This window comes from Bradyrhizobium genosp. SA-4 str. CB756 (assembly GCF_000473125.1).
GTDB lineage: Bacteria > Pseudomonadota > Alphaproteobacteria > Rhizobiales > Xanthobacteraceae > Bradyrhizobium > Bradyrhizobium arachidis.
The window spans coordinates 4,998,477-5,017,089 of record NZ_KI421499.1; the positions used below are offsets into that span (position 1 = coordinate 4,998,477).

General features: G+C 65.1%; 17 protein-coding genes. 12 read left to right on the top strand and 5 right to left on the bottom strand.

The features are described 5' to 3' along the window. Positions 1–6: 6 nt before the first annotated feature. Genes BRAGE_RS0124380 through BRAGE_RS0124395 form a run of 4 tightly spaced genes read right to left on the bottom strand, consistent with a single transcriptional unit; the run spans position 7 to position 3,680 of the window. Complete coding sequence (locus tag BRAGE_RS0124380) at positions 7–1,002, bottom strand: alpha/beta fold hydrolase (RefSeq protein WP_027558571.1); 996 nt, start codon at positions 1,000–1,002, stop codon at positions 7–9. A gap of 22 nt (positions 1,003–1,024) precedes the next feature. After that, on the bottom strand, positions 1,025–2,575 hold the full coding sequence (locus BRAGE_RS0124385; protein WP_027558570.1) for a WS/DGAT/MGAT family O-acyltransferase: 1,551 nt from the start codon (positions 2,573–2,575) through the stop codon (positions 1,025–1,027). Positions 2,576–2,622: 47 nt separating this feature from the next. Further along, positions 2,623–3,423, bottom strand: coding sequence for an esterase/lipase family protein (locus tag BRAGE_RS0124390; RefSeq protein ID WP_027558569.1), 801 nt, complete (start codon positions 3,421–3,423; stop codon positions 2,623–2,625). Next, a complete protein-coding gene (locus BRAGE_RS0124395; RefSeq protein ID WP_027558568.1) occupies positions 3,423–3,680 on the bottom strand; it encodes a DUF6489 family protein in 258 nt (85 codons plus the stop codon). Before BRAGE_RS0124395 ends, BRAGE_RS0124390 begins: the two co-directional genes overlap by 1 nt. A gap of 389 nt (positions 3,681–4,069) precedes the next feature. Here BRAGE_RS0124395 and BRAGE_RS0124400 point away from each other — a divergent pair, with 389 nt between their 5' ends. The 12 genes from BRAGE_RS0124400 (at position 4,070) to BRAGE_RS0124455 (ending at position 17,813) form a co-directional block, all read left to right on the top strand. Further along, positions 4,070–5,671 carry an ABC transporter substrate-binding protein gene (locus BRAGE_RS0124400; RefSeq protein ID WP_027558567.1) on the top strand — a complete coding sequence of 534 codons (1,602 nt, stop codon included), beginning with the start codon at positions 4,070–4,072 and terminating at the stop codon, positions 5,669–5,671. 102 nt (positions 5,672–5,773) lie between these two features. After that, complete coding sequence (locus tag BRAGE_RS0124405) at positions 5,774–6,754, top strand: ABC transporter permease (protein ID WP_027558566.1); 981 nt, start codon at positions 5,774–5,776, stop codon at positions 6,752–6,754. 2 nt (positions 6,755–6,756) lie between these two features. Next, positions 6,757–7,722: an ABC transporter permease gene (locus BRAGE_RS0124410; protein WP_027558565.1), complete on the top strand. Its 966-nt coding sequence runs from the start codon at positions 6,757–6,759 to the stop codon at positions 7,720–7,722. A 13-nt stretch (positions 7,723–7,735) separates the two neighbouring features. After that, positions 7,736–8,722, top strand: coding sequence for an ABC transporter ATP-binding protein (locus BRAGE_RS0124415; protein ID WP_027558564.1), 987 nt, complete (start codon positions 7,736–7,738; stop codon positions 8,720–8,722). Beyond that, positions 8,719–9,708 carry an ABC transporter ATP-binding protein gene (locus BRAGE_RS0124420; RefSeq protein ID WP_027558563.1) on the top strand — a complete coding sequence of 330 codons (990 nt, stop codon included), beginning with the start codon at positions 8,719–8,721 and terminating at the stop codon, positions 9,706–9,708. The genes BRAGE_RS0124415 and BRAGE_RS0124420 overlap by 4 nt, the downstream gene beginning before the upstream one ends. A gap of 82 nt (positions 9,709–9,790) precedes the next feature. After that, positions 9,791–11,596, top strand: a complete 1,806-nt coding sequence (locus BRAGE_RS0124425) for a gamma-glutamyltransferase family protein (RefSeq protein WP_027558562.1) — start codon at positions 9,791–9,793, stop codon at positions 11,594–11,596. 9 nt (positions 11,597–11,605) lie between these two features. Further along, positions 11,606–12,316, top strand: coding sequence for a DUF1028 domain-containing protein (locus tag BRAGE_RS0124430; protein ID WP_027558561.1), 711 nt, complete (start codon positions 11,606–11,608; stop codon positions 12,314–12,316). Continuing rightward, positions 12,313–13,302, top strand: coding sequence for an ABC transporter ATP-binding protein (locus BRAGE_RS0124435; RefSeq protein ID WP_027558560.1), 990 nt, complete (start codon positions 12,313–12,315; stop codon positions 13,300–13,302). Before BRAGE_RS0124430 ends, BRAGE_RS0124435 begins: the two co-directional genes overlap by 4 nt. After that, positions 13,299–14,402 carry an ABC transporter ATP-binding protein gene (locus BRAGE_RS0124440; RefSeq protein ID WP_027558559.1) on the top strand — a complete coding sequence of 368 codons (1,104 nt, stop codon included), beginning with the start codon at positions 13,299–13,301 and terminating at the stop codon, positions 14,400–14,402. Before BRAGE_RS0124435 ends, BRAGE_RS0124440 begins: the two co-directional genes overlap by 4 nt. 23 nt (positions 14,403–14,425) lie before the next feature. Then, a complete protein-coding gene (locus BRAGE_RS0124445) occupies positions 14,426–15,949 on the top strand; it encodes an ABC transporter substrate-binding protein (RefSeq protein WP_027558558.1) in 1,524 nt (507 codons plus the stop codon). Between the two features lie 31 nt (positions 15,950–15,980). Further along, entirely contained in the window at positions 15,981–16,922 is a 942-nt protein-coding gene (locus BRAGE_RS0124450) for an ABC transporter permease (RefSeq protein WP_027558557.1), read from the top strand. A gap of 3 nt (positions 16,923–16,925) precedes the next feature. After that, positions 16,926–17,813 carry an ABC transporter permease gene (locus BRAGE_RS0124455; RefSeq protein ID WP_027558556.1) on the top strand — a complete coding sequence of 296 codons (888 nt, stop codon included), beginning with the start codon at positions 16,926–16,928 and terminating at the stop codon, positions 17,811–17,813. A 47-nt stretch (positions 17,814–17,860) separates the two neighbouring features. Here BRAGE_RS0124455 and cnbZ read toward each other — a convergent pair whose 3' ends face one another. Beyond that, the gene (cnbZ, locus tag BRAGE_RS0124460) at positions 17,861–18,607 is read right to left on the bottom strand and encodes a 2-amino-5-chloromuconate deaminase CnbZ (protein WP_027558555.1); all 747 of its coding nucleotides are present in this window, start codon (positions 18,605–18,607) and stop codon (positions 17,861–17,863) included. Positions 18,608–18,613 lie beyond the last annotated feature (6 nt).

Below are 18,613 nucleotides of genomic sequence, written 5' to 3' on the forward strand. Positions count from 1 at the left end.
GCGTCATCACCCAAACCGCCTTGTACGCCATTCGATCAGCTTGGCACTGACCTCTTCCGGCTTCTCCTGCTGCGTCCAATGGCCGCTGTCCTTCACCAAATACTTCTCGAGGTCGGCGATCAGCTTCTCCATGCCGTCGGCCGCTGACGGCGGCAGCACCGCATCGTTCTCGGCCATGATCATCAGCGACGGCACGTGGATGTGATGATCCAGCCCCTTCGACCGCTCCCAATTGCGGGTGAAATTGCGATACCAGTTGATGCCGCCGGTGAAGCCGGTTTTCGTGAAGGTGTCGACGAACACCTTCTTCTCCTCAGCCGACAGGATCGGCGTGCGCGGATCATGTCTGGCGTCGTAATTCGCGATCATCTGTGGGAACGCCAGGTTGATGCGGGGCGAAGCACCAATGCCGGCAATCGGCTGTTCCTCGGGCGCACCCGGAGGGCGGGCGGCCGGCTTGCGCATGAAGGCGTCGAAGGTCTCTTCGACGCGGCTGCCGAAGATCTTGTCCGGCCCACGCGCGGGGTCCTGGAACTGGACGATATACATGTGCTCGCCGAAGCGCTGGCGGAACAGCGCGATCGGATCGATCGGCGCGCGGTCCCAATGCGGGGTGTTGACGCCGACGACGCCGGCGACGCGCGTGGGATGCCGCAGCGGCATCTGCCAGACGACGAAGCCGCCCCAGTCGTGACCGACGAAGATCGCCTTGTCGATGCCGAGATGATCGAGCAGCCCGACGAGATCGCCGGTCAAATGCTCCATATCGTAAGCCTCGACCGGCTCCGGCCGGTCGGTCGCGCCATAGCCGCGCTGATCGGGTGCGATCACGCGGATGCCGGCCTCGCTCAGCGCCTTGATCTGGTAACGCCAGGAGAAGGCGAGCTCGGGCCAGCCGTGGCACAGCACGATTGGCGGGGTGTCCGTGACCGGACCCGCCTCGTAATAACCCATGCGGATTCCGTTCGACTGCGCGAACTGGAGCGGCGGCATCTCAATCATGATACGCTTCCTGATCAACTCGCTATTCGGCCGCGCCCTTGACGTCGGCCGCAGGCGGCGCATAGGCCGCCTCCAGCGCGGCAAACTCCTCCGGCAGCATGTCGCACATCACCTGCACATGCGGGATGATGTTGGCGCCGACGATGAAGCCGAAATCGAGCTGGTCGCGATAGCTCTGCACGGTGATGTTGAGCGCCTGCCCGTGCGTCGAGATCGACACCGGGAAGATGTGCAGCAGCTCGGCACCCGCCGCATACAGCGTCTGCCGCGGCCCGGGCACGTTGGACACCGTGATGTTGGCCGCCGGGGGCAGCACGTCCGACAAATTGGAGCGGCTATACAGCAGCGCCAGGATCTGCACCATGATCGGCGCGCCCAGCATCGAGATGTTGGAGACCTGCGGCATCAAGGCGCGCAGCGGATGCGACATCTCCTTGGACTTGGTCGACTGCGCGATGATCGCCTCCAGCCGCGCCTTGGGATCGTCGATGTTGGTCGCGATCGCGCAGATCATGCCGAACACCTGGTTGTTGGCCTCGGTGTTGCCCTCCTCGCGCAGCGAGATCGGCACCGCCGCCGTCAAGGATTTTGCCGGCAGCGTGCCATATTGCTGGAGGTAGCGGCGGACCACGCCGGAGGCCAGCGCCAGCACGACGTCGTTGAGCTTGCCGCCGGCCTGCTTGGCCAGCGCCTTCGCCCGCGACAGCGAGATCGAGACGCCGGCGAAGCTCCGCTCGGACGAGATGGTCTTGTTGAGCATGGTCGGCGGCGACACCATGCTGGCGAGGCTCTCGCGCGATTTGGGATCGGAGACCTTGCCAAGCACCTCGGAGACGCTCTTGACCATGGTCGGGATGTTGCCGGCAAAGCGCACCGCGCTCTCGATCTGGTACATCGCGTTGTCGAACAGGATCGAGCCGATGTCGCTCTTGCCGGTGCGCGGCAGTTGCAGGTTCTTCGCCGCGGCCGAAGCATCGAGTGGCTGGCTGAACAGCTGCTGATAGGAATCGAGCAGGTTCGCGGCGATGTCGCGCGGCTCCTGTCCGGGCTTCGACCCGCCGGTCGGCGGATCCACCTGTCGCGGGATCGGCGAAATGTCGTAGATCATGTTGGTCAGCGCCGCACCGGCGCCGCCGTCGATGGCGGCGTGGTGCATCTTGGAATAGAGCCCGACCTCGTTGTCCTTCATGCCTTCGAACACGTAGAACTCCCAGAGCGGGCGGGCGCGGTTCAACAGCTTGGCGTGCATCCAGCCGACGATGCGTTCGAGCGTGGCGCGGTCGCGCGGCTGCGGCAGGCTGGCGCGGAAGATGTGGCGGTCGATGTCGAACTGGTCGTCCTCGACCCAGGAGGGATGGTCGATGTCGAGCGGGGCCTTCTCCAGCCGCGCCTTCAGGATCGGCGCGATGTGCAGGCGCGAGACGATCATCGCCTTGAAGTCTTCGAAGAAGTCGCCCTTGTAATCGTCTGGCAGGCGAAAGATCGCCATGCTGCCGACGTGCATCGGCATCTCAGGCGTTTCCAGATAGAGAAACGACGCGTCCAGCGACGACAGCTTCTTACCGTCAGCCATAGTTCCCTCCACTCATATTCGACGGGCGCCTTTGCCGGCGCTTCTCGTCAGGCCGATACTGCCCGCTCCGGCGGGGCATATGCAATGGCAAAGGGCCCTGCCCGGTCAAATGGCCAGAACTCTCCCTCCGGTTGCGCCAGCCGGTCCGCCACGGCCCACAGCGCGGCGGGGTTCACCCCGAGCCCGATGTGGCTCGCCAGGTGGACTTCGATGTTCTCGGCGCGGTCTGAGGGGCGGAGCAGGCAGGTCCGCCAGTTCACGACGCCGTCGGCACGCGAATAGATCGACGTCGCCGGCACCGGCAGATCGCCCGCGATGGCCGCGCGCGCTTCGGCAAAATCCTCGACCCGATCGCCGGACAGCGCCTCGTAGAGCCGCGTGGCGTTGGTCGCGCGTACGTCGTTGGCAAACGGGCTGCCGAGCGTGATCACGTAGCGGACCTTGTCGGGCGCCCAGAGCGCGAGATCGCGGGCATAGACGCCGCCGAGGCTCCATCCGACCAGGCTGACCTTGCGCCCCGTCGCAGCATGGATCTCGGCCAGGCGGGCGCGCAGCGACTCCCGCATCCGTTCGAGACCGCCGAGGTTGCGGCCCATCCGCCAAGCATGTGCCTCATAGCCGAGCTCGCTGAGATAGCGCCGCATCGGTACCATCGAGAGATCGCTGGCGAGAAAGCCCGGCAACGCCAGCACCGGATGGCCGTCGCCCCTGGGCGCGCGCATCAGCACGGGCGACAGCAACAGGCTCGCATTCAATTCGAACAGCCCGCGGGCTTCGGCGAGCAGCAGGCCGAGTGCCGGCGGACGAAGCCGGTCCGTCTCCGGCGGCGCGTCCCGCCCGGGCGCCACTATTTCTTCTTGTCGCCGCTGCGCGGGCCGCCGAGGCCGGCCATCGCGACGAACATGTCCTGAAACCGCTCGGCGATCTTTGGATCGAAGGTGAACCAGCTCTGCACCAGCGATTCCGGCGAGATCTTCTCGATGTTGCTCAGGACCTGCTGCTGCAGCTTGTCCATCACCGCCGTTTGCATCGGCGCCACGTCGGGCAATCCGAAGAACTGGCGGGCCTCAAGGGGGGTGCAGTCGATTTCGATGTTAACCTTCATGTCCCCTCCGGATCAGATTCGAGCGGCCTGCCAGAGTATCGCCGCGACACGGTGTGCAACGCAAGCGACCTGAGACGGGCGGCCGGGCGCGGGCCTGCGCAATCGGCAGGTATGGTCAATCAGATCGCTTCGCCACAAGGGCGCTCGCCGGGCGCCGGCATGGGCGTTACCGACCGGTCTTCCCGGGACGTCACGGGTCCAAAGTCGAATATCGTCCGCTGCCCGTTCGCCCCAAAATTACCGGTCAGCATTGCTGCACAGCGGTGCAACTTGGCGCGTTCCTTGCTGGAATGCCGCTTGCACGGGTCGAGAACTCTGGGCAACATGGATAAGTCAGCCCCGCCGAACAATCAAAAATCACCGGCGCGGGCGAGTGGAGAGGGTCAAGAATGTCAGTCGGACGAAGTCTGTTTGCGGCGACGCTCGCCGGTGCGCTTGCGTTGGCGGTCTCGCCGGCGTCGAGCCAGACGCTGCGCTATGCCAACCAGGGTGAGCTCAAGTCGCTCGACCCCTACACGCTGAACGAGTCAACCACTCATGCGCATCTCGGCCATGTGTACGAGGGTCTCGTTACACGCGACAAGGACCTGAAGATCATCCCGGCGCTCGCCGAAAGCTGGGAGACGCCGGAGCCGACCCGCTGGCGCTTTCATCTGCGCAAGGGCGTGAAATTCCACAATGGCGACCCCTTCACCGCGGATGACGTGGTGTTCTCGGCCGAGCGCGTGCGGGCCAAAGGCTCGAACCTGCTGAGCCGAATTCCGGCCGACGCCAAGGTCGTCAAGATCGACGATTACACCGTCGATTTCATCCTCACCGCGCCCAATCCCATCCTGACGGCGCTGTGGGCGACCTGGTACATCATGGACAAGAAATGGGCAGAGGCGAACGATGCGGTGGCACCGACGCCAGCCGCCGCCACGACCCCGAGCTATGCTTCGCTCCATGAAAACGGCACCGGCCCCTTCATGATCGAGAGCCATCAGCCGGGCGTGAAGACCGTCTTCAAGGCCAATCCGAACTGGTGGCGCAAGCCGGAACATAATCTGAAGGAGATCATCTTCACGCCGATCGCTTCGGAGGCCACGCGCGTCGCGGCCCTGCTGTCGGGCGAGGTGGACGTGATCGAACCGGTTCCGGTCCAGGACATCCAGCGCGTCAATTCGAGCCCGAACGCCACCGTGCTGACGGGCCCTGAACTGCGCACCATCTTCGTCGGCATGGATCAGTCCCGCGACGAACTGCTGTACTCGAACATCAAGGGCAAGAACCCGTTCAAGGACATCCGCGTCCGTGAAGCCGTCTACAAGACGATCGACGTCGACCTGATCAAGAACCGCGTCATGCGCGGCCTCTCGACGCCGTCCGCGTTGATGATCGCACCGGAGCTTTATCCGCTGTCGAAGGACTTCACCCGGCCGAAGCCCGATCCCGAAGCCGCCAAGAAGCTCCTCGCGGAAGCCGGCTATGCCGACGGCTTCGAGGTGACGATGGACTGCCCGAACGATCGCTACGTCAACGACGCCGCGATCTGCCAGGCCATCGTCGGCATGCTCGCCCGTATCAACATCAAGGTGAACCTGCTGGCGCAGCCCAAGGCGCAATACTTCGCCAAGGTGCTGAAGCCCGGCGGCTACAAGACCTCGCTGTTCATGTTGGGCTGGACTCCCGATACGCTGGACTCCCACAACGTGATGCACGACATCATGGGCTGCCGCGAAGATCCCAAGGATCCCAACCGCGGCGAAGCCAATCTCGGCGGATACTGCAACAAGCAGTTCGACGAGCTCGCCGACAAGGTTCTCCTCGAGGCGGATGTGGCCAAGCGCGATCTGTTGATCAAGCAGGCCTACGAGCTTGCAATCAAGGACTACGCCTACGTTCCGCTGCACCAGCAGGCGCTCGCCTGGGGCGTGTCGAAGAAGGTGAAACTGACCCAGCGCGCCGACAACCAGGTCCTGCTCTATTGGGCGACCAAACAGGACGAGTAGGTTGTTGAGAAGTTGTGAAGTCCCGGAAGCGCTGGCTTCCGGGACTTGTTGTTTAGGGCTAACGCGATGATGCGTGCCACTGAAGAGATGTGAAAGGAACAGATGCTCGCTTTCACACTGCGCCGGGCAATCCAGGCCATCGGCGTCATGCTCGCCGTCGGTATCATCGCGTTCTCGATGTTCCGCTTCGCCGGCGATCCCGTGAACCAGATGGTCGGGATGGATACCTCCGGCGCCGAACGCGCCGCGATCCGCAAGTCGCTCGGGCTCGACGATCCCGTACTCGTGCAGTTCGGCCGCTATATCGGCAATGCCGCGCAATTCAAGTTCGGCGTGTCCTACCAGTTCCGACTGCCCGTCACCAATCTGCTGGTTGAGCGGATGCCGGCGACGCTCGAGCTGGCCATCGTTGCCACCATCTTCGCCATGGTCAGCGGCATCCTGATGGGCGTCTATTCCGCGCTGCGCCGCGACAGCTGGCTCGCGCACGTCTTCCAGGCCGTTTCGCTGATCGGCATCTCGCTGCCGACCTTCCTGATCGGCATCCTCCTGATCTACCTGTTCTCGGTGACGCTCGGCTGGCTGCCGTCCTTCGGCCGCGGCGAGGTCGTGCGTATCGGCTGGTGGACCACGGGCCTGCTGACGCTGTCGGGATTGAAGGCGTTGATCATGCCTGCGATCACGCTCGGCCTGTTCCAGATGACGCTGATCATGCGCCTCGTTCGCGCCGAGATGCTGGAGGTCATGCGGACCGACTACATCCGCTTCGCCCGCGCCCGTGGCCTAACCACCCGCGCGATCCATTTCGGTCACGCCCTGCGCAACACCCTGGTTCCCGTGATTACCGTCGCCGGCCTGCAATTTGGCTCGGTAATTGCATTCGCGATCATCACCGAAACCGTGTTTCAGTGGCCAGGCATGGGCCTCCTGTTCGTGCAGGCCGTTCAGAACGTCGATATCCCGATCATGGCGGCCTATCTGATGATGGTGTCCCTGATCTTCGTCACCATCAATCTCGTGGTTGATATCCTCTACACCATCGTCGATCCGCGGCTGCGCTCGACGGTCAGCCGGGCACATTAGAGATGAGTGACGCCGTCGTTCCGCACAAAGTCGAAGGCCGCGGCGCCCACGCCGCGCCGGGCTGGTTCAAACGCGCCCTCGACAGCGATCTGTTCTACTCGTTCCGCCGCTCCAAGATCACCATGGTCGCGGCCGCGGTGACGGTACTGTTCTTCCTGCTCGCGATCTTCGCTTCGCTGCTGTCGGTGCAGAACCCGTTCGACCCGGCGCAACTCCAACTGATGAATTCGCGCATCTCGCCGCTATGGACCGCGGATGGCCAAAGCCCATTCCTGCTCGGCACCGACGAACAGGGCCGCGACGTGCTGTCCGCGATTCTCTACGGCATGCGGATCTCGCTTCTGGTCGGTGTGCTCGGCGTGGTCTTCTCGGGCGCGCTCGGCATCCTGCTTGGGCTCACGGCCGGCTATTTCGGCGGCGCCGTCGACGGTCTGATCATGCGGATCGCCGACGTGCAGCTCTCGTTTCCGGCGATCCTGATCGCGCTCCTGATCAATGGCATCGCCAAATCCGTGCTCGGCAACAAGCTCGACGAGATGAGCATGCTCGGCGTCCTGGTGTTCGCGATCGGCCTGAGCTTCTGGGTACAATATGCTCGCACCGTGCGCGGCTCAGTGATGGTCGAGAAGAACAAGGACTATGTTGCCGCCGCGCAGCTGATTGGCCTGCCGGCGCCCGTGATCATGCTGCGCCATGTGCTGCCGAACACGATGGGCCCGATCCTCGTGATCGCCACCATCAACCTCGCCCTCGCCATCATCACCGAGGCGACACTGTCTTTCCTCGGCTCGGGCATGCCCGAGACCATGCCCTCGCTCGGCACGCTGATCCGCATCGGCAACAACTATCTGTTCGCGGGCGAATGGTGGATCGTCGCATTCCCGGGCCTCGCGCTCGCTGCACTCATCCTGTCCATCAACCTGCTGGGCGACTGGCTGCGCGACGCGCTCAACCCGAAACTGCGATGAGTATGCGTTGCCCATGACCGAACCCATTCTCTCCGTACGCGACCTTCACGTGGAATTCGCTTCCCGCCGCGGCACGCTGCGCGCCATCGACGGCGTCTCCTTCGACATCGCCAAAGGCGAGGTGCTGGGGGTGGTCGGCGAATCCGGCGCCGGAAAATCCGTCACCGGCTTGTCCGTGATCGGCCTGATCGATCCGCCCGGGCGCATCGCCGGCGGCGAGATTCGTTTGGCTGGAATGCGGATCGACAACCTGCCGCCCGAGGAGATGCGCCGTATCAGGGGCAAGCGCATCGGCATGATCTTCCAGGATCCCCTCACCTCGCTCAATCCACTGTACAAGGTCGGCGACCAGATCGTGGAGACGATCAGGACCCACCTCAATCTGTCCGAATCGGCCGCCCGCGGTCGCGCCATCGATCTGCTTGCCGAGGTCGGCATCCCCGCACCGGAGAAGCGCATCGACGGCTACCCCCACGAATTCTCCGGCGGCATGCGCCAGCGCGTCGTCATTGCGCTCGCGATCTGCGCCGAGCCGGAGCTGATCATCGCGGACGAGCCGACCACCGCGCTCGACGTCTCCGTGCAGGCGCAGATCATCTCGCTGATCAAGCGGCTCGGCCGCGACCACGGCACCGCCGTGATGCTGGTGACGCACGACATGGGCGTGATCGCGGAAACCTCCGACCGCGTCGCCGTGATGTATGCCGGGCGCGTCGCCGAGATCGGCCCGGTCCAGGACGTCGTCAGGAATCCGCTGCATCCCTACGCCAAGGGCCTGATGGGCGCGATCCCGACGCTTGCCGGCGACGACAAGCGCCTCGTGCAGATCCCGGGCTCGATGCCACGCCTGTCGGCGATCCCGCGCGGCTGCTCGTTCAATCCGCGCTGCGCCTTCGCTTTCGATCGCTGCCGGGTCGAGCGCCCCGAGCCGTTGCCGCGCGGCGGGCAATCGGTCGCCTGCCACCTCTATGACACCGTGCCGGCGGAGAGCGCGGCATGAGCGCTTCTTTCGTCCAGGCCACAAACCTGCGCCGCGTCTTCGACGTCTCGAAGCCCTGGCTCAACCGCGTGCTCGAAGGCGGGCATCTTGAATATCTCAAGGCGGTCGACGGCGTCACCTTCGACATCAGGAAAGGCGAGACCTTTGCGCTGGTCGGCGAGTCCGGCTCGGGCAAGACCACGGTGGCACGAATGGTGGTCGGCCTGCTGCCGCCGAGCTCCGGCGACGTCTTGATCGACGGCGTCTCCATGACCGATCCGCGGCAGGCGCCCGCGCGTCGAAAACTGCGCCGCCGGATCCAGATGATTTTTCAGGACCCCTATGCCAGCTTGAACCCGCGCTTCCGCGTCGATGCCATCATTTCCGAGCCGATCCGCGCCTTCGACCTGATCCAGGGCGAGCGCGACATCCAGGCCCGCGTCGGCGAGCTGCTCAGCCTCGTCGGTCTGCATCCCGACGACCGGCTGAAGTTTCCGCACGAATTCTCCGGCGGCCAGCGCCAGCGTATCGCGATCGCGCGGGCGCTCGCCTCCGACGCCGAGTTCATCGTCTGCGACGAGCCGACCTCGGCGCTCGACGTCTCCGTGCAGGCCCAGATCCTGAACCTGATGCGCGACCTCCAGGACAAGTTCGGCCTGACCTACATGTTCATCAGCCACAACCTCGCCGTGGTCCGCCACATGGCGAGCCGCGTCGGCGTGATGTATCTCGGCCGCATCGTCGAGATCGCGGAGGGACGCGAGCTGTTTTCCCGGCCGCGCATGCCCTACACCAAGATGCTGCTGGGCGCGGTGCCTGATCTCGCCATGAGCGGCCGCCAGCGCATTCCGGTGAAGGGCGAGATCCCGAACCCGATCAATCCGCCGTCCGGGTGCGCCTTCAATCCGCGCTGTCCGCTGGCGTTCGATCTCTGCCGCAAGGAAACGCCGGAACTGATCGACGGTGTCGCCTGCCACGCGGTGAACACCGCACCGGTCCCAGCGTGACGCGCGCGTGCCATGCGGCCTGCGCATTTGGCATCCCAGCATCGGCTGTGATCAATTGCGCACGCCGCAAATGAGGTAGCCCATGGCCAGCAACATCAATCCCGATCCGTTCACGACGCGCCCCGAGATCGAGGGCACGTTCGGGGTCGTCGCCTCGACGCACTGGATCGCAACGGCGGTCGGCATGGGCATTCTGGAAAAGGGCGGCAACGCCTTCGACGCCGGTGTCGCCACCGCCTTCACGCTCCAGGTCGTCGAACCGCATCTGAACGGCCCCGGCGGCGATGTCCCTATCATCGTGCATGACGTGAAGCGCGGCCGCACCGAGGTGATCTGCGGCCAGGGCCCGGCGCCGGCCCGCGCCACCATCGCGCACTACAAGAGCGAAGGCCTCGACATGGTGCCCGGCACCGGCCTGCTCGCCGCCTGCGTGCCCGGCACGTTCGAATCCTGGATGATGCTCTTGCGCGACTACGGCACGATGCGTGTGCGCGACGTGCTGGAGCCCGCGATCTCCTATGCCCGCGACGGCTATCCGCTGGTCGAGCGTGCCTGCGCCACAATCCAGACGGTCGAGCAATTGTTCCGCAAGCACTGGCCGACCTCGGCCGCGGTCTATTTGCCAAATGGCGAGGTGCCGAAGCCCGGTACGCTCTTCACCAACAAGACGCTGGCTGCGACCTACACCCGGATCTTGAACGAGGCCGAGAGCGGCGGCGGTGGCCGCGATGCCGAGATCGAGCGCGCGCGAAAGGCCTGGTCACAGGGCTTCGTTGCCGAAGCCATCGACAAGTTCTGTCGGACGCAAGAAGTGATGGACGTCAGCGGCTCGCCGCATCGCGGCGTGCTCTCGGCCGATGACATGGCGCGCTGGCAGCCGACGGTCGAGGCGCCGCTCACCTACGATTATGGCCGCTACACCGTCTGCAAGGCGGGCGTCTGGAGCCAGGGCCCGGTGACATTGCAGCAGCTCGCGCTGCTGAAGGGCTTTGCGCTCGACGGGCTTGATCCGACCGGGCCTGAGTTCATCCATCTCCAGATCGAATGCGCAAAGCTCGCCTTCGCGGATCGCGAGAAGTTCTACGGCGATCCCAAGTTCACGGAGATCCCGATCGCAACGCTGCTGTCGGATGCCTACAACGACGAGCGCCGCAAGCTCGTGACCGACAAGGCCTCGCTCGATTTCATTCCTGGTTCGGTCGAGGGCTTTGGCGGCGTGGTCAAGCTGCGCCGCGCGGAAGGCCAGCGCGAGGCTGTCGGCGCGCTTGGCGCCGGCGAGCCGACTGTCGGCCGCTTCGGCGAGGTGCGCGGCGACACCGTGCATTTCGACATCATCGACAAGGCCGGCAACATGGTGTCCTCGACACCATCCGGCGGCTGGCTGCAGTCCTCGCCGATCATTCCGGAGCTCGGCTTTTGCCTGGGCAGCCGCGCCCAGATGTTCTGGCTGGAGAAAGACCATCCCGCAGCGCTCGCCCCGGGCAAACGGCCCCGCACCACGCTCTCGCCGACCATGGCGCTGCGCGACGGCGAGCCATATCTGGCCTGGGGCTCGCCGGGCGGCGACCAGCAGGACCAATGGATCACGCAGTTCTTCCTGCGCCACGTTCACTGCAACCTCAATCTCCAGGAGGCCATCGACGCGCCGGCCTGGCATTCCGAGCATTTTCCGATCTCGTTCTGGCCGCGCACCGCACGCCCCGGTGTGCTCGTGGTCGAGAACCGGGTGCCGAAGGCGACGATCGAGAACCTGCGCGAGCGCGGGCATATCGTCGAGGTCGGGCCCGACTGGTCGGAAGGCCGCCTCACCGCGGCTTCACGCGTCGGCGTGCGCCGGCGCGCCGCCGCCAATCCGCGCGGCATGCAGGGCTACGCCGCGGGACGCTGAAGGCAGCACATGACCTGGTCGATCATCGCGCGAGACCCTGCCACCGGCCAGTTCGGCATCGCGGTTGCGACCCGCTTCTTCGCCGTCGGCGCGCGCGTGCCCTATATCGCTGCCGGCCTCGGCGCCATCGCGACGCAGGCCTTCGTCAATCCCTATTACGGCATTGACGGCGTCAAGCTGCTGCGCGAGGGCCTCAACGCCCACGACGTGCTCGCCACGCTGCTCGCGACCGATGACGGCCGCGAGAGCCGTCAGATCCATATCATGGATGCGAGCGGCGAGATCGCCGCGCATACGGGCCGCGATTGCATCGACTGGTGCGGCCACATCGCCGGCAGCGGCTTTTCCATTGCCGGCAACATGCTGGCCGGCGCCGACGTGCTCGACGAGACCGCGAAGACCTATATCGCCAATGACAGCCTGCCCTTCCCGCGCCGCCTGCTCGCCGCGATGCGCGCGGGCGAGGCCGCCGGCGGCGACAAGCGCGGCAAGCAGTCGGCTGCGCTCTTGATCCACGACGAGGAGGAGTGGCCGGCGTTAGACATCCGCGCCGACGATCATCCCGATCCGCTCGGCGAGCTCGAACGGCTCGAGCGCGTCAGCCAGGAGCTCTGGGTCCACTTCCGCCCGTCCATGCCGACGCGGCAGAACCCGGCCGGCAACACCGATCGCAGCGTCATCGACGCCAGCATCGCAGCCGCGCGTGCAAGGACGTCATGAGCGCGAGCCCCCTCATCGAAATCAGGGACCTGCGCATCCGCTTCCACGGCGACGACGGCCGCATCACCCACGCGGTCGACAGTGTCGACCTCAGCGTCGCCAATGGCGCCACGCTTGGCCTCGTCGGCGAATCCGGCTGCGGCAAGAGCGTGACGTCGCTGGCGATCATGGGCCTGCTGCCGAAGCAAAGCGCCGAGATATCAGGCGCGATCCGCTTCGACGGTTTCGACCTGCTGCATACATCCGATCAGACCCTGCGCGACTTGCGCGGCAACCGGCTCGCGATGATCTTCCAGGAGCCGATGACCTCGCTCAATCCGAGCTTTACGATCGGTGACCAAATCATCGAGACGATCCTGCGTCACCGCGGCGGCTCGCGGAAAAGCGCGCGCGAGCGGGCGATCGAGCTCTTGCGCCGCGTCCACATCCCCTCGCCGGAACGGCGGATCGACGAATATCCGCACAAGCTCTCCGGCGGCATGCGTCAACGCGTGATGATCGCGATGGCGCTGGCCTGCGACCCGCAGCTCCTGATCGCGGACGAGCCGACCACGGCGCTCGACGTCACCTTGCAGGCTCAGATTTTGGAGCTGATGCGCGAGTTGAAAGCGGCGAGCGGCGCCGCGATCATCCTGATCACCCACGATCTCGGCGTGGTCGCCGAGGTCTGTGACGAGGTCGCGGTGATGTATGCCGGCGAGATCGTCGAGCGCGCGCCGGTGGATGAGCTGTTCTCCACGCCGCAGCATCCCTACACCGTCGGCCTGCTCGGCTCGATCCCGCGGCTCGATCACCGCGCCGAGCAGCTTGCGACGATCGAGGGGATGGTGCCGAACATGGCGCAGCCGCCCATGGGCTGCCGCTTCGCCGCGCGCTGCCCGTTCGTGCTGGAGGCCTGCACCAAGGCGCCGCCACCGCTGGTCGAAGTCAGCCCCGGCCACCTCTCGCGCTGCATCCGCGCGCCGCTCGAACTCTTGGTGTCATGATGGCGCTGCTCGAGGTCAAAGGCCTGGTCAAGCATTTCGTCGCCCAGCGTTCGCTGTTCGGCCGGGCGCTGGCTCACGTCAAGGCGGTCGACGGTGTTTCCTTCTCTCTCGAAGCCGGCAAGACGCTGGCGCTGGTTGGCGAATCCGGCTGCGGCAAATCCACTGTCAGCCGCCTGGTGCTGCGGCTGATCGAGCCGGATGCGGGCACTGTGCGGTTCGACGGCCGCGATCTGCTCACGCTCGACGCCGACGCGCTGCGCAAATTCCGCCGCGAGGCGCAGATCATCTTCCAGGATCCCTACGCCTCGCTCAATCCGCGCATGACGGTCGGCCAGATCCTGACCGAGCCGCTGGCGCTGCACGATCTGGTGCCCCCGGCGCAGCGACGCGAGCGAGTCGCAGAGATCTTGCGCCTGGTCGGCCTCGAGCCACGGCTCGAGCGGCGCTACCCGCACGAATTCTCCGGCGGCCAGCGCCAGCGCATCGCTATTGCCCGCGCGCTCGCGGTCGAGCCAAAACTGATCATCTGCGACGAGCCGGTCTCTGCGCTCGACGTCTCGATCCGTTCGCAGATCCTGAACCTGTTGCGTGAGCTCCAGGACCGGCTCGGCCTCGCCTATATTTTCGTCTCGCACGATCTCGCGGTGGTCAAGCACATCGCCGACCGCGTCGCGGTGATGAATCTGGGCCAGATCGTCGAGGAGGCCGATGCGGACGCACTGTTCGCCGCGCCGCACCATCCCTATAGCCGGGCGCTGTTGTCCGCGATCCCCGTGCCTAAACCACGGGCAAAGAGCAGCCGGATTGTGCTCCAGGGCGAGATCCCGAGCGCCCTCAATCCGCCCGCCGGATGCCGCTTCCATACCCGCTGTCCCTACGTGATCGACCGCTGCCGCAGCGAAATGCCTCAGCTGGCAGCGGATGGCACCGGACATGCAACGGCCTGCCACCGAACGTCGGAACTGCCGTCCTCCGCCGCGATCGTCCCGATGGACGGCGGCTTCTCGCCGGTCCTTGAAAAATTGGTCGCCGCCTTCAGCGGCGGCCCGGAAGCAGCGCGCGCAAGCGGGGTTAGTCCATTGGGGACCGATCCCGCATAGTCGCAAAACAGAGGTTGAGAGCGATGAGTTTCATGCGTTTGGCAATCCTGGCGTCGGCCCTGCTGACGTCGCTCGTGGGCGCGGCCCAAACCCAAGTTCAAGCTCAGACCACGCTCCGCATCGGCATCGCCGAGGACCCCGACATCCTCGATCCCAGCATCGGCCGCACCTATGTCGGGCGCATCGTCTTCTCCGCCTTCTGCGACAAGCTGTTCGACATCGACGAGAAGCTCAACATCGTGCCGCAACTCGCGCTGTCCTACGAGACCTCGGCCGACGGCAAGGAGATGACGGTCAAGCTGCGGCCGGGCGTCAAATTCCATGACGGCGAGCCCCTCGACGCCGAGGCCGCCAAATTCTCGCTCGAGCGTCACATGACATTGCCCGGCTCGTTCCGGAAATCCGAGCTCGCAAGCGTGGATCATGTCGAGGTCGTCGATCCCCTCACCATCAAGCTGGTGCTCAAGACCCCTTACTCGCCGCTGATCGCCCAGCTCACGGACCGTTCCGGTATGATGGTCTCGCCGAAAGCTGCGAAGGAAGCCGGCGACAAGTTCGGCCTGCATCCGGTCTGCGCCGGCCCCTACAAATTCGTCGAACGCGTCCAGCAGGACCGCATGGTATTCGAAAAGTTCGCCGACTACTGGAACAAGGACAACATCCACATCGACCGCGTCGTGTTCCTGCCGATCGTCGATGCCACCGTCCGCCTCGCCAATCTGAAATCCGGCGGACTCGACCTGATCGAGCGCGTGCTCGCCACCGACATCAAGGACGTGCGCGCCGATTCCCGCCTCGTGCTGTCGACCGCGCCGGAGCTCGGCTATCTCGGCCTGACCGTCAACATCGGCAACGAGAAGAACAAGGGACCGCTGAGCCAATCGGCAAAAGTCCGGCAGGCGCTTGATCTGTCGATCGACCGCGAAGCACTCAATCAGGTCGTCTTCAACGGCGAGTTCACACCCGGCAATCAATGGGTCAGCCCGACGCATCCCTATTACCAGAAGGCATTCCCGGTTCACGGTCGCGACATCGCGAAGGCGAAGGCACTGTTGAAGGAAGCCGGCGTCACCACGCCGGTGACGGTGGACTACATGATCCCCAAGGGCGCAGAGAACGAGGCCGTCGCCCAGGTCGTGCAGTCGATGGCCGCGGAAGCGGGCTTCGACATCAAGATTCGCGCGGTCGAGTTCGCGACGACTTTCAAGCAGGCCCAGGCCGGCGAGTTCCAGGTGTTCCAGATCAACTGGAGCGGCCGCATCGACCCCGACGGCAATTCCTACATCTTCATGCGCAGCAAGGCGCCGCAGAACGACGGCGTGTACTCGAACCCCGAGGCAGACAAACTGATGGAGGATGGGCGAGCGACGTCCAACGTCGAGGAGCGCAAGGCGATCTACCAGAAGCTGACGAAAATCCTGCTTGAGGACCTCCCGATCATCTACATCTACCACCGCACGCTCCTGATCGCGCATACCAAGAAGCTCGATGGCTACCGGCAGATGCCGGACGGGCTGGTCCGCGTCGTCGGGCTGAAGTTCAAGTGACGACGACATCGCAGACGAAGCGATCGGCATCATGCTGAACTTCCTCGCCCGCCGTCTTGCGCAGATCGTACCGACACTGTTCTTCGTGTCGGTTCTGATCTTCTCGCTTCAGCAATTGCTGCCGGGCGATCCCGCTCTGGTCATGGCCGGCGAGGAACGCGATCCGGCCGTCATCGAGCAGATCCGCCAGCAATATAAGCTCGATCAGCCGATCCCCGTGCAATACGTCTACTGGCTCAAGGGGGTGCTGACGGGCAATTTTGGCGAGTCCTTGCGCAACAAGATGCCGGTGCGCGAGCTGATCGCGCAGAAACTGCCGGTGACGCTCCAGCTCGGCTCGATGGCGATCGTCATCGCGTTCTGCATCGGCATTCCCGCCGGCATCGTCTCGGCGGTGAAGAAGGGCACGGCCTGGGACTACGGCGCCAACCTGTTCGCGCTGTGGGGCATCTCGACGCCGAACTTCTGGCTCGGAATTCTCCTCATCTTCCTGTTCTCGATCAAGCTCGGCTGGCTGCCGGCCTCGGGCTATGTGCCGCTCACCGAGAACTGGCGCGCCAGTCTCGCCGCCACCATCATGCCGGCCTTCGTGCTCGGCAACGCGATCTCCGCGATCCTGATGCGGCATACCCGCAGCGCGATGCTCCAGGTGCTCGAGAGCGACTACGTCCGCACCGCGCGTGCGAAGGGATTGTCGGAGCGTTCCGTGATCCTCAAGCACGCGATGCGCAATGCGCTCACACCGATCATCACGCTCGGCGCGCTCGAGCTCGGCACGCTGCTCTCAGGCGCCGTGCTGACCGAGCAGATCTTCTCCATTCCCGGCTTCGGCAAGCTGATCGTGGATGCCGTGTTCAACCGCGACTACGCCGTGGTGCAGGGCGTCGTGCTGGTGACGGCCACGGTCTATATCACGCTCAACCTCGTCGCCGACATCGCCTATGTCCTCGTCAATCCACGATTGAGGGGCTAGGCCATGACCGACGCCGCGCTTTCAGCCAGTCCCGCCACGCAAGCCTACGAGCTCGACAGCCCGGCCCGCCGCGCGCGGCGCCGCCTGTTCAAGCGCAAGGCCGCCGTGTTCGGCCTTGTCGTGATCATTGCGTTCATCCTGCTTGCGGCCCTCGCGCCGCTGGTCGTGCCCTATGATCCCATCGCGACGAGCTGGAGCCTGGTGCGCAAGCCGCCGACGGCGGCGCACTGGTTCGGCACCGACGAGCTCGGCCGCGATATCCTCAGCCGCGTCGTCTACGGCGCGCGGGCATCCCTGATGGCGGGTCTGATCTCGGTTGCGATCGCGCTCGGGATCGGCGTGCCGCTCGGCCTGCTCGCCGGCTATCGCGGCGGATTTGTCGACGCGCTGATCAGCCGGATCACCGATGCGATGCTGGCCTGCCCATTTCTGATCCTGGCAATCGCGCTCGCCGCGTTCCTCGGGCCGAGCCTCGGCAACGCCATGATCGCGATCGGCATCTCGGCGACGCCGATCTTCATCCGCCTGACGCGTGGGCAGGTCCTGAGCGTCAAGGCCGAGGACTATGTCGAGGCCGCCCGCGCGCTCGGCAACCCGCCGTGGCGGATCGCGTTCTCGCACATCCTGCCGAACATCCTGCCGGCGCTGCTGGTGCAGGCCACGCTCTCGATCGCCGCCGCCATCATCGCCGAAGCCGCGCTATCCTTCCTCGGCCTCGGCCAGCAGCCACCGGCGCCGTCCTGGGGCAGCATGCTCAATGCGGCGCAGCGCTTCCTGACCCAGGCACCGTGGATGGCGATCTGGCCGGGCTTAGCGATCTTCCTCGTGGTTCTGTCGCTGAACCTGCTCGGCGACGGCCTGCGCGATGCGCTCGACCCGAGGCAGCGCTAAGGCCCGATGAGACCCGACGAGCGCTCCGAGAGCGGTGTTGAGGAGCTTTAAATAACAGTTTCCCGCAACACCCTGCGGCAATCCATCTCGTATTCGAGATCGACCACCGGCGGGCGAGCAAAATGCCAGGTCAGGCCGGAGCGCAGCGCACCGCGGCGAACCAGCTCGTCCACCAGCGCGTGGTGGAAGTCGTGCACGGAATAGGCCTGCACGCCGGTCGTGTCCTCCCAGCCGAAGCCGAACGCCGTCATCCGGTTCTCCATCTGCGACGTCGTGGTGAAGCGCACCTTCTCGCGAAGGCCCTCCGGGCTGAGATCGCGGTAGCGCACGGTGCGCTCGACATAGGTGCCGCTGCCCTCGCGCGCCTCGGCGCCGCCGGCGATCACGAAGGACGGCGTCTTCGATGTCGTCGGACGCGTGAAGGAGAACGCATAAAACGACGGTTCGGACGGCGGATCGATCTCGGGACAGACATTGCTGCGTGCCACCGGATTGGTGGTGCCGTCGAAGATGCCCCATTCCGACAGCGTCTTCACGTAATGCAGATTGAACGCGCGAAAGCCTTCCTCGCTGAAGGCGGCGGGTGAGCGCAGCTCGCAGGCGCAGAAGGCCGTCAGTGGCCGGCCCGTCTCCTGAATATACTTTGCGGCCAGTGCAAACCCTTGCGCGAGCGGCACCAGGCGGTCGAACCGGACGCGCTCGATCTCGTAGCCATCGTCTGCGGCCGCGCCGGCCGAATACTGGAACACGGACGGGATGAAACGATAATTGCCGGCAGAGAAGTCACTGACCATGTCGAA

Excerpts from the sequence above, each read along its gene's own strand:
- BRAGE_RS0124380 (WP_027558571.1), bottom strand. The coding sequence starts at position 1,002 with ATGATTGAGATGCCGCCGCTCCAGTTCGCGCAGTCGAACGGAATCCGC.
- BRAGE_RS0124385 (WP_027558570.1), bottom strand. The coding sequence starts at position 2,575 with ATGGCTGACGGTAAGAAGCTGTCGTCGCTGGACGCGTCGTTTCTCTAT.
- BRAGE_RS0124395 (WP_027558568.1), bottom strand. The coding sequence starts at position 3,680 with ATGAAGGTTAACATCGAAATCGACTGCACCCCCCTTGAGGCCCGCCAG.
- BRAGE_RS0124400 (WP_027558567.1), top strand. The coding sequence starts at position 4,070 with ATGTCAGTCGGACGAAGTCTGTTTGCGGCGACGCTCGCCGGTGCGCTT.
- BRAGE_RS0124405 (WP_027558566.1), top strand. The coding sequence starts at position 5,774 with ATGCTCGCTTTCACACTGCGCCGGGCAATCCAGGCCATCGGCGTCATG.
- BRAGE_RS0124410 (WP_027558565.1), top strand. The coding sequence starts at position 6,757 with ATGAGTGACGCCGTCGTTCCGCACAAAGTCGAAGGCCGCGGCGCCCAC.
- BRAGE_RS0124415 (WP_027558564.1), top strand. The coding sequence starts at position 7,736 with ATGACCGAACCCATTCTCTCCGTACGCGACCTTCACGTGGAATTCGCT.
- BRAGE_RS0124420 (WP_027558563.1), top strand. The coding sequence starts at position 8,719 with ATGAGCGCTTCTTTCGTCCAGGCCACAAACCTGCGCCGCGTCTTCGAC.
- BRAGE_RS0124425 (WP_027558562.1), top strand. The coding sequence starts at position 9,791 with ATGGCCAGCAACATCAATCCCGATCCGTTCACGACGCGCCCCGAGATC.
- BRAGE_RS0124430 (WP_027558561.1), top strand. The coding sequence starts at position 11,606 with ATGACCTGGTCGATCATCGCGCGAGACCCTGCCACCGGCCAGTTCGGC.
- BRAGE_RS0124435 (WP_027558560.1), top strand. The coding sequence starts at position 12,313 with ATGAGCGCGAGCCCCCTCATCGAAATCAGGGACCTGCGCATCCGCTTC.
- BRAGE_RS0124440 (WP_027558559.1), top strand. The coding sequence starts at position 13,299 with ATGATGGCGCTGCTCGAGGTCAAAGGCCTGGTCAAGCATTTCGTCGCC.
- BRAGE_RS0124445 (WP_027558558.1), top strand. The coding sequence starts at position 14,426 with ATGAGTTTCATGCGTTTGGCAATCCTGGCGTCGGCCCTGCTGACGTCG.
- BRAGE_RS0124450 (WP_027558557.1), top strand. The coding sequence starts at position 15,981 with ATGCTGAACTTCCTCGCCCGCCGTCTTGCGCAGATCGTACCGACACTG.
- BRAGE_RS0124455 (WP_027558556.1), top strand. The coding sequence starts at position 16,926 with ATGACCGACGCCGCGCTTTCAGCCAGTCCCGCCACGCAAGCCTACGAG.
- cnbZ (WP_027558555.1), bottom strand. The coding sequence starts at position 18,607 with ATGGTCAGTGACTTCTCTGCCGGCAATTATCGTTTCATCCCGTCCGTG.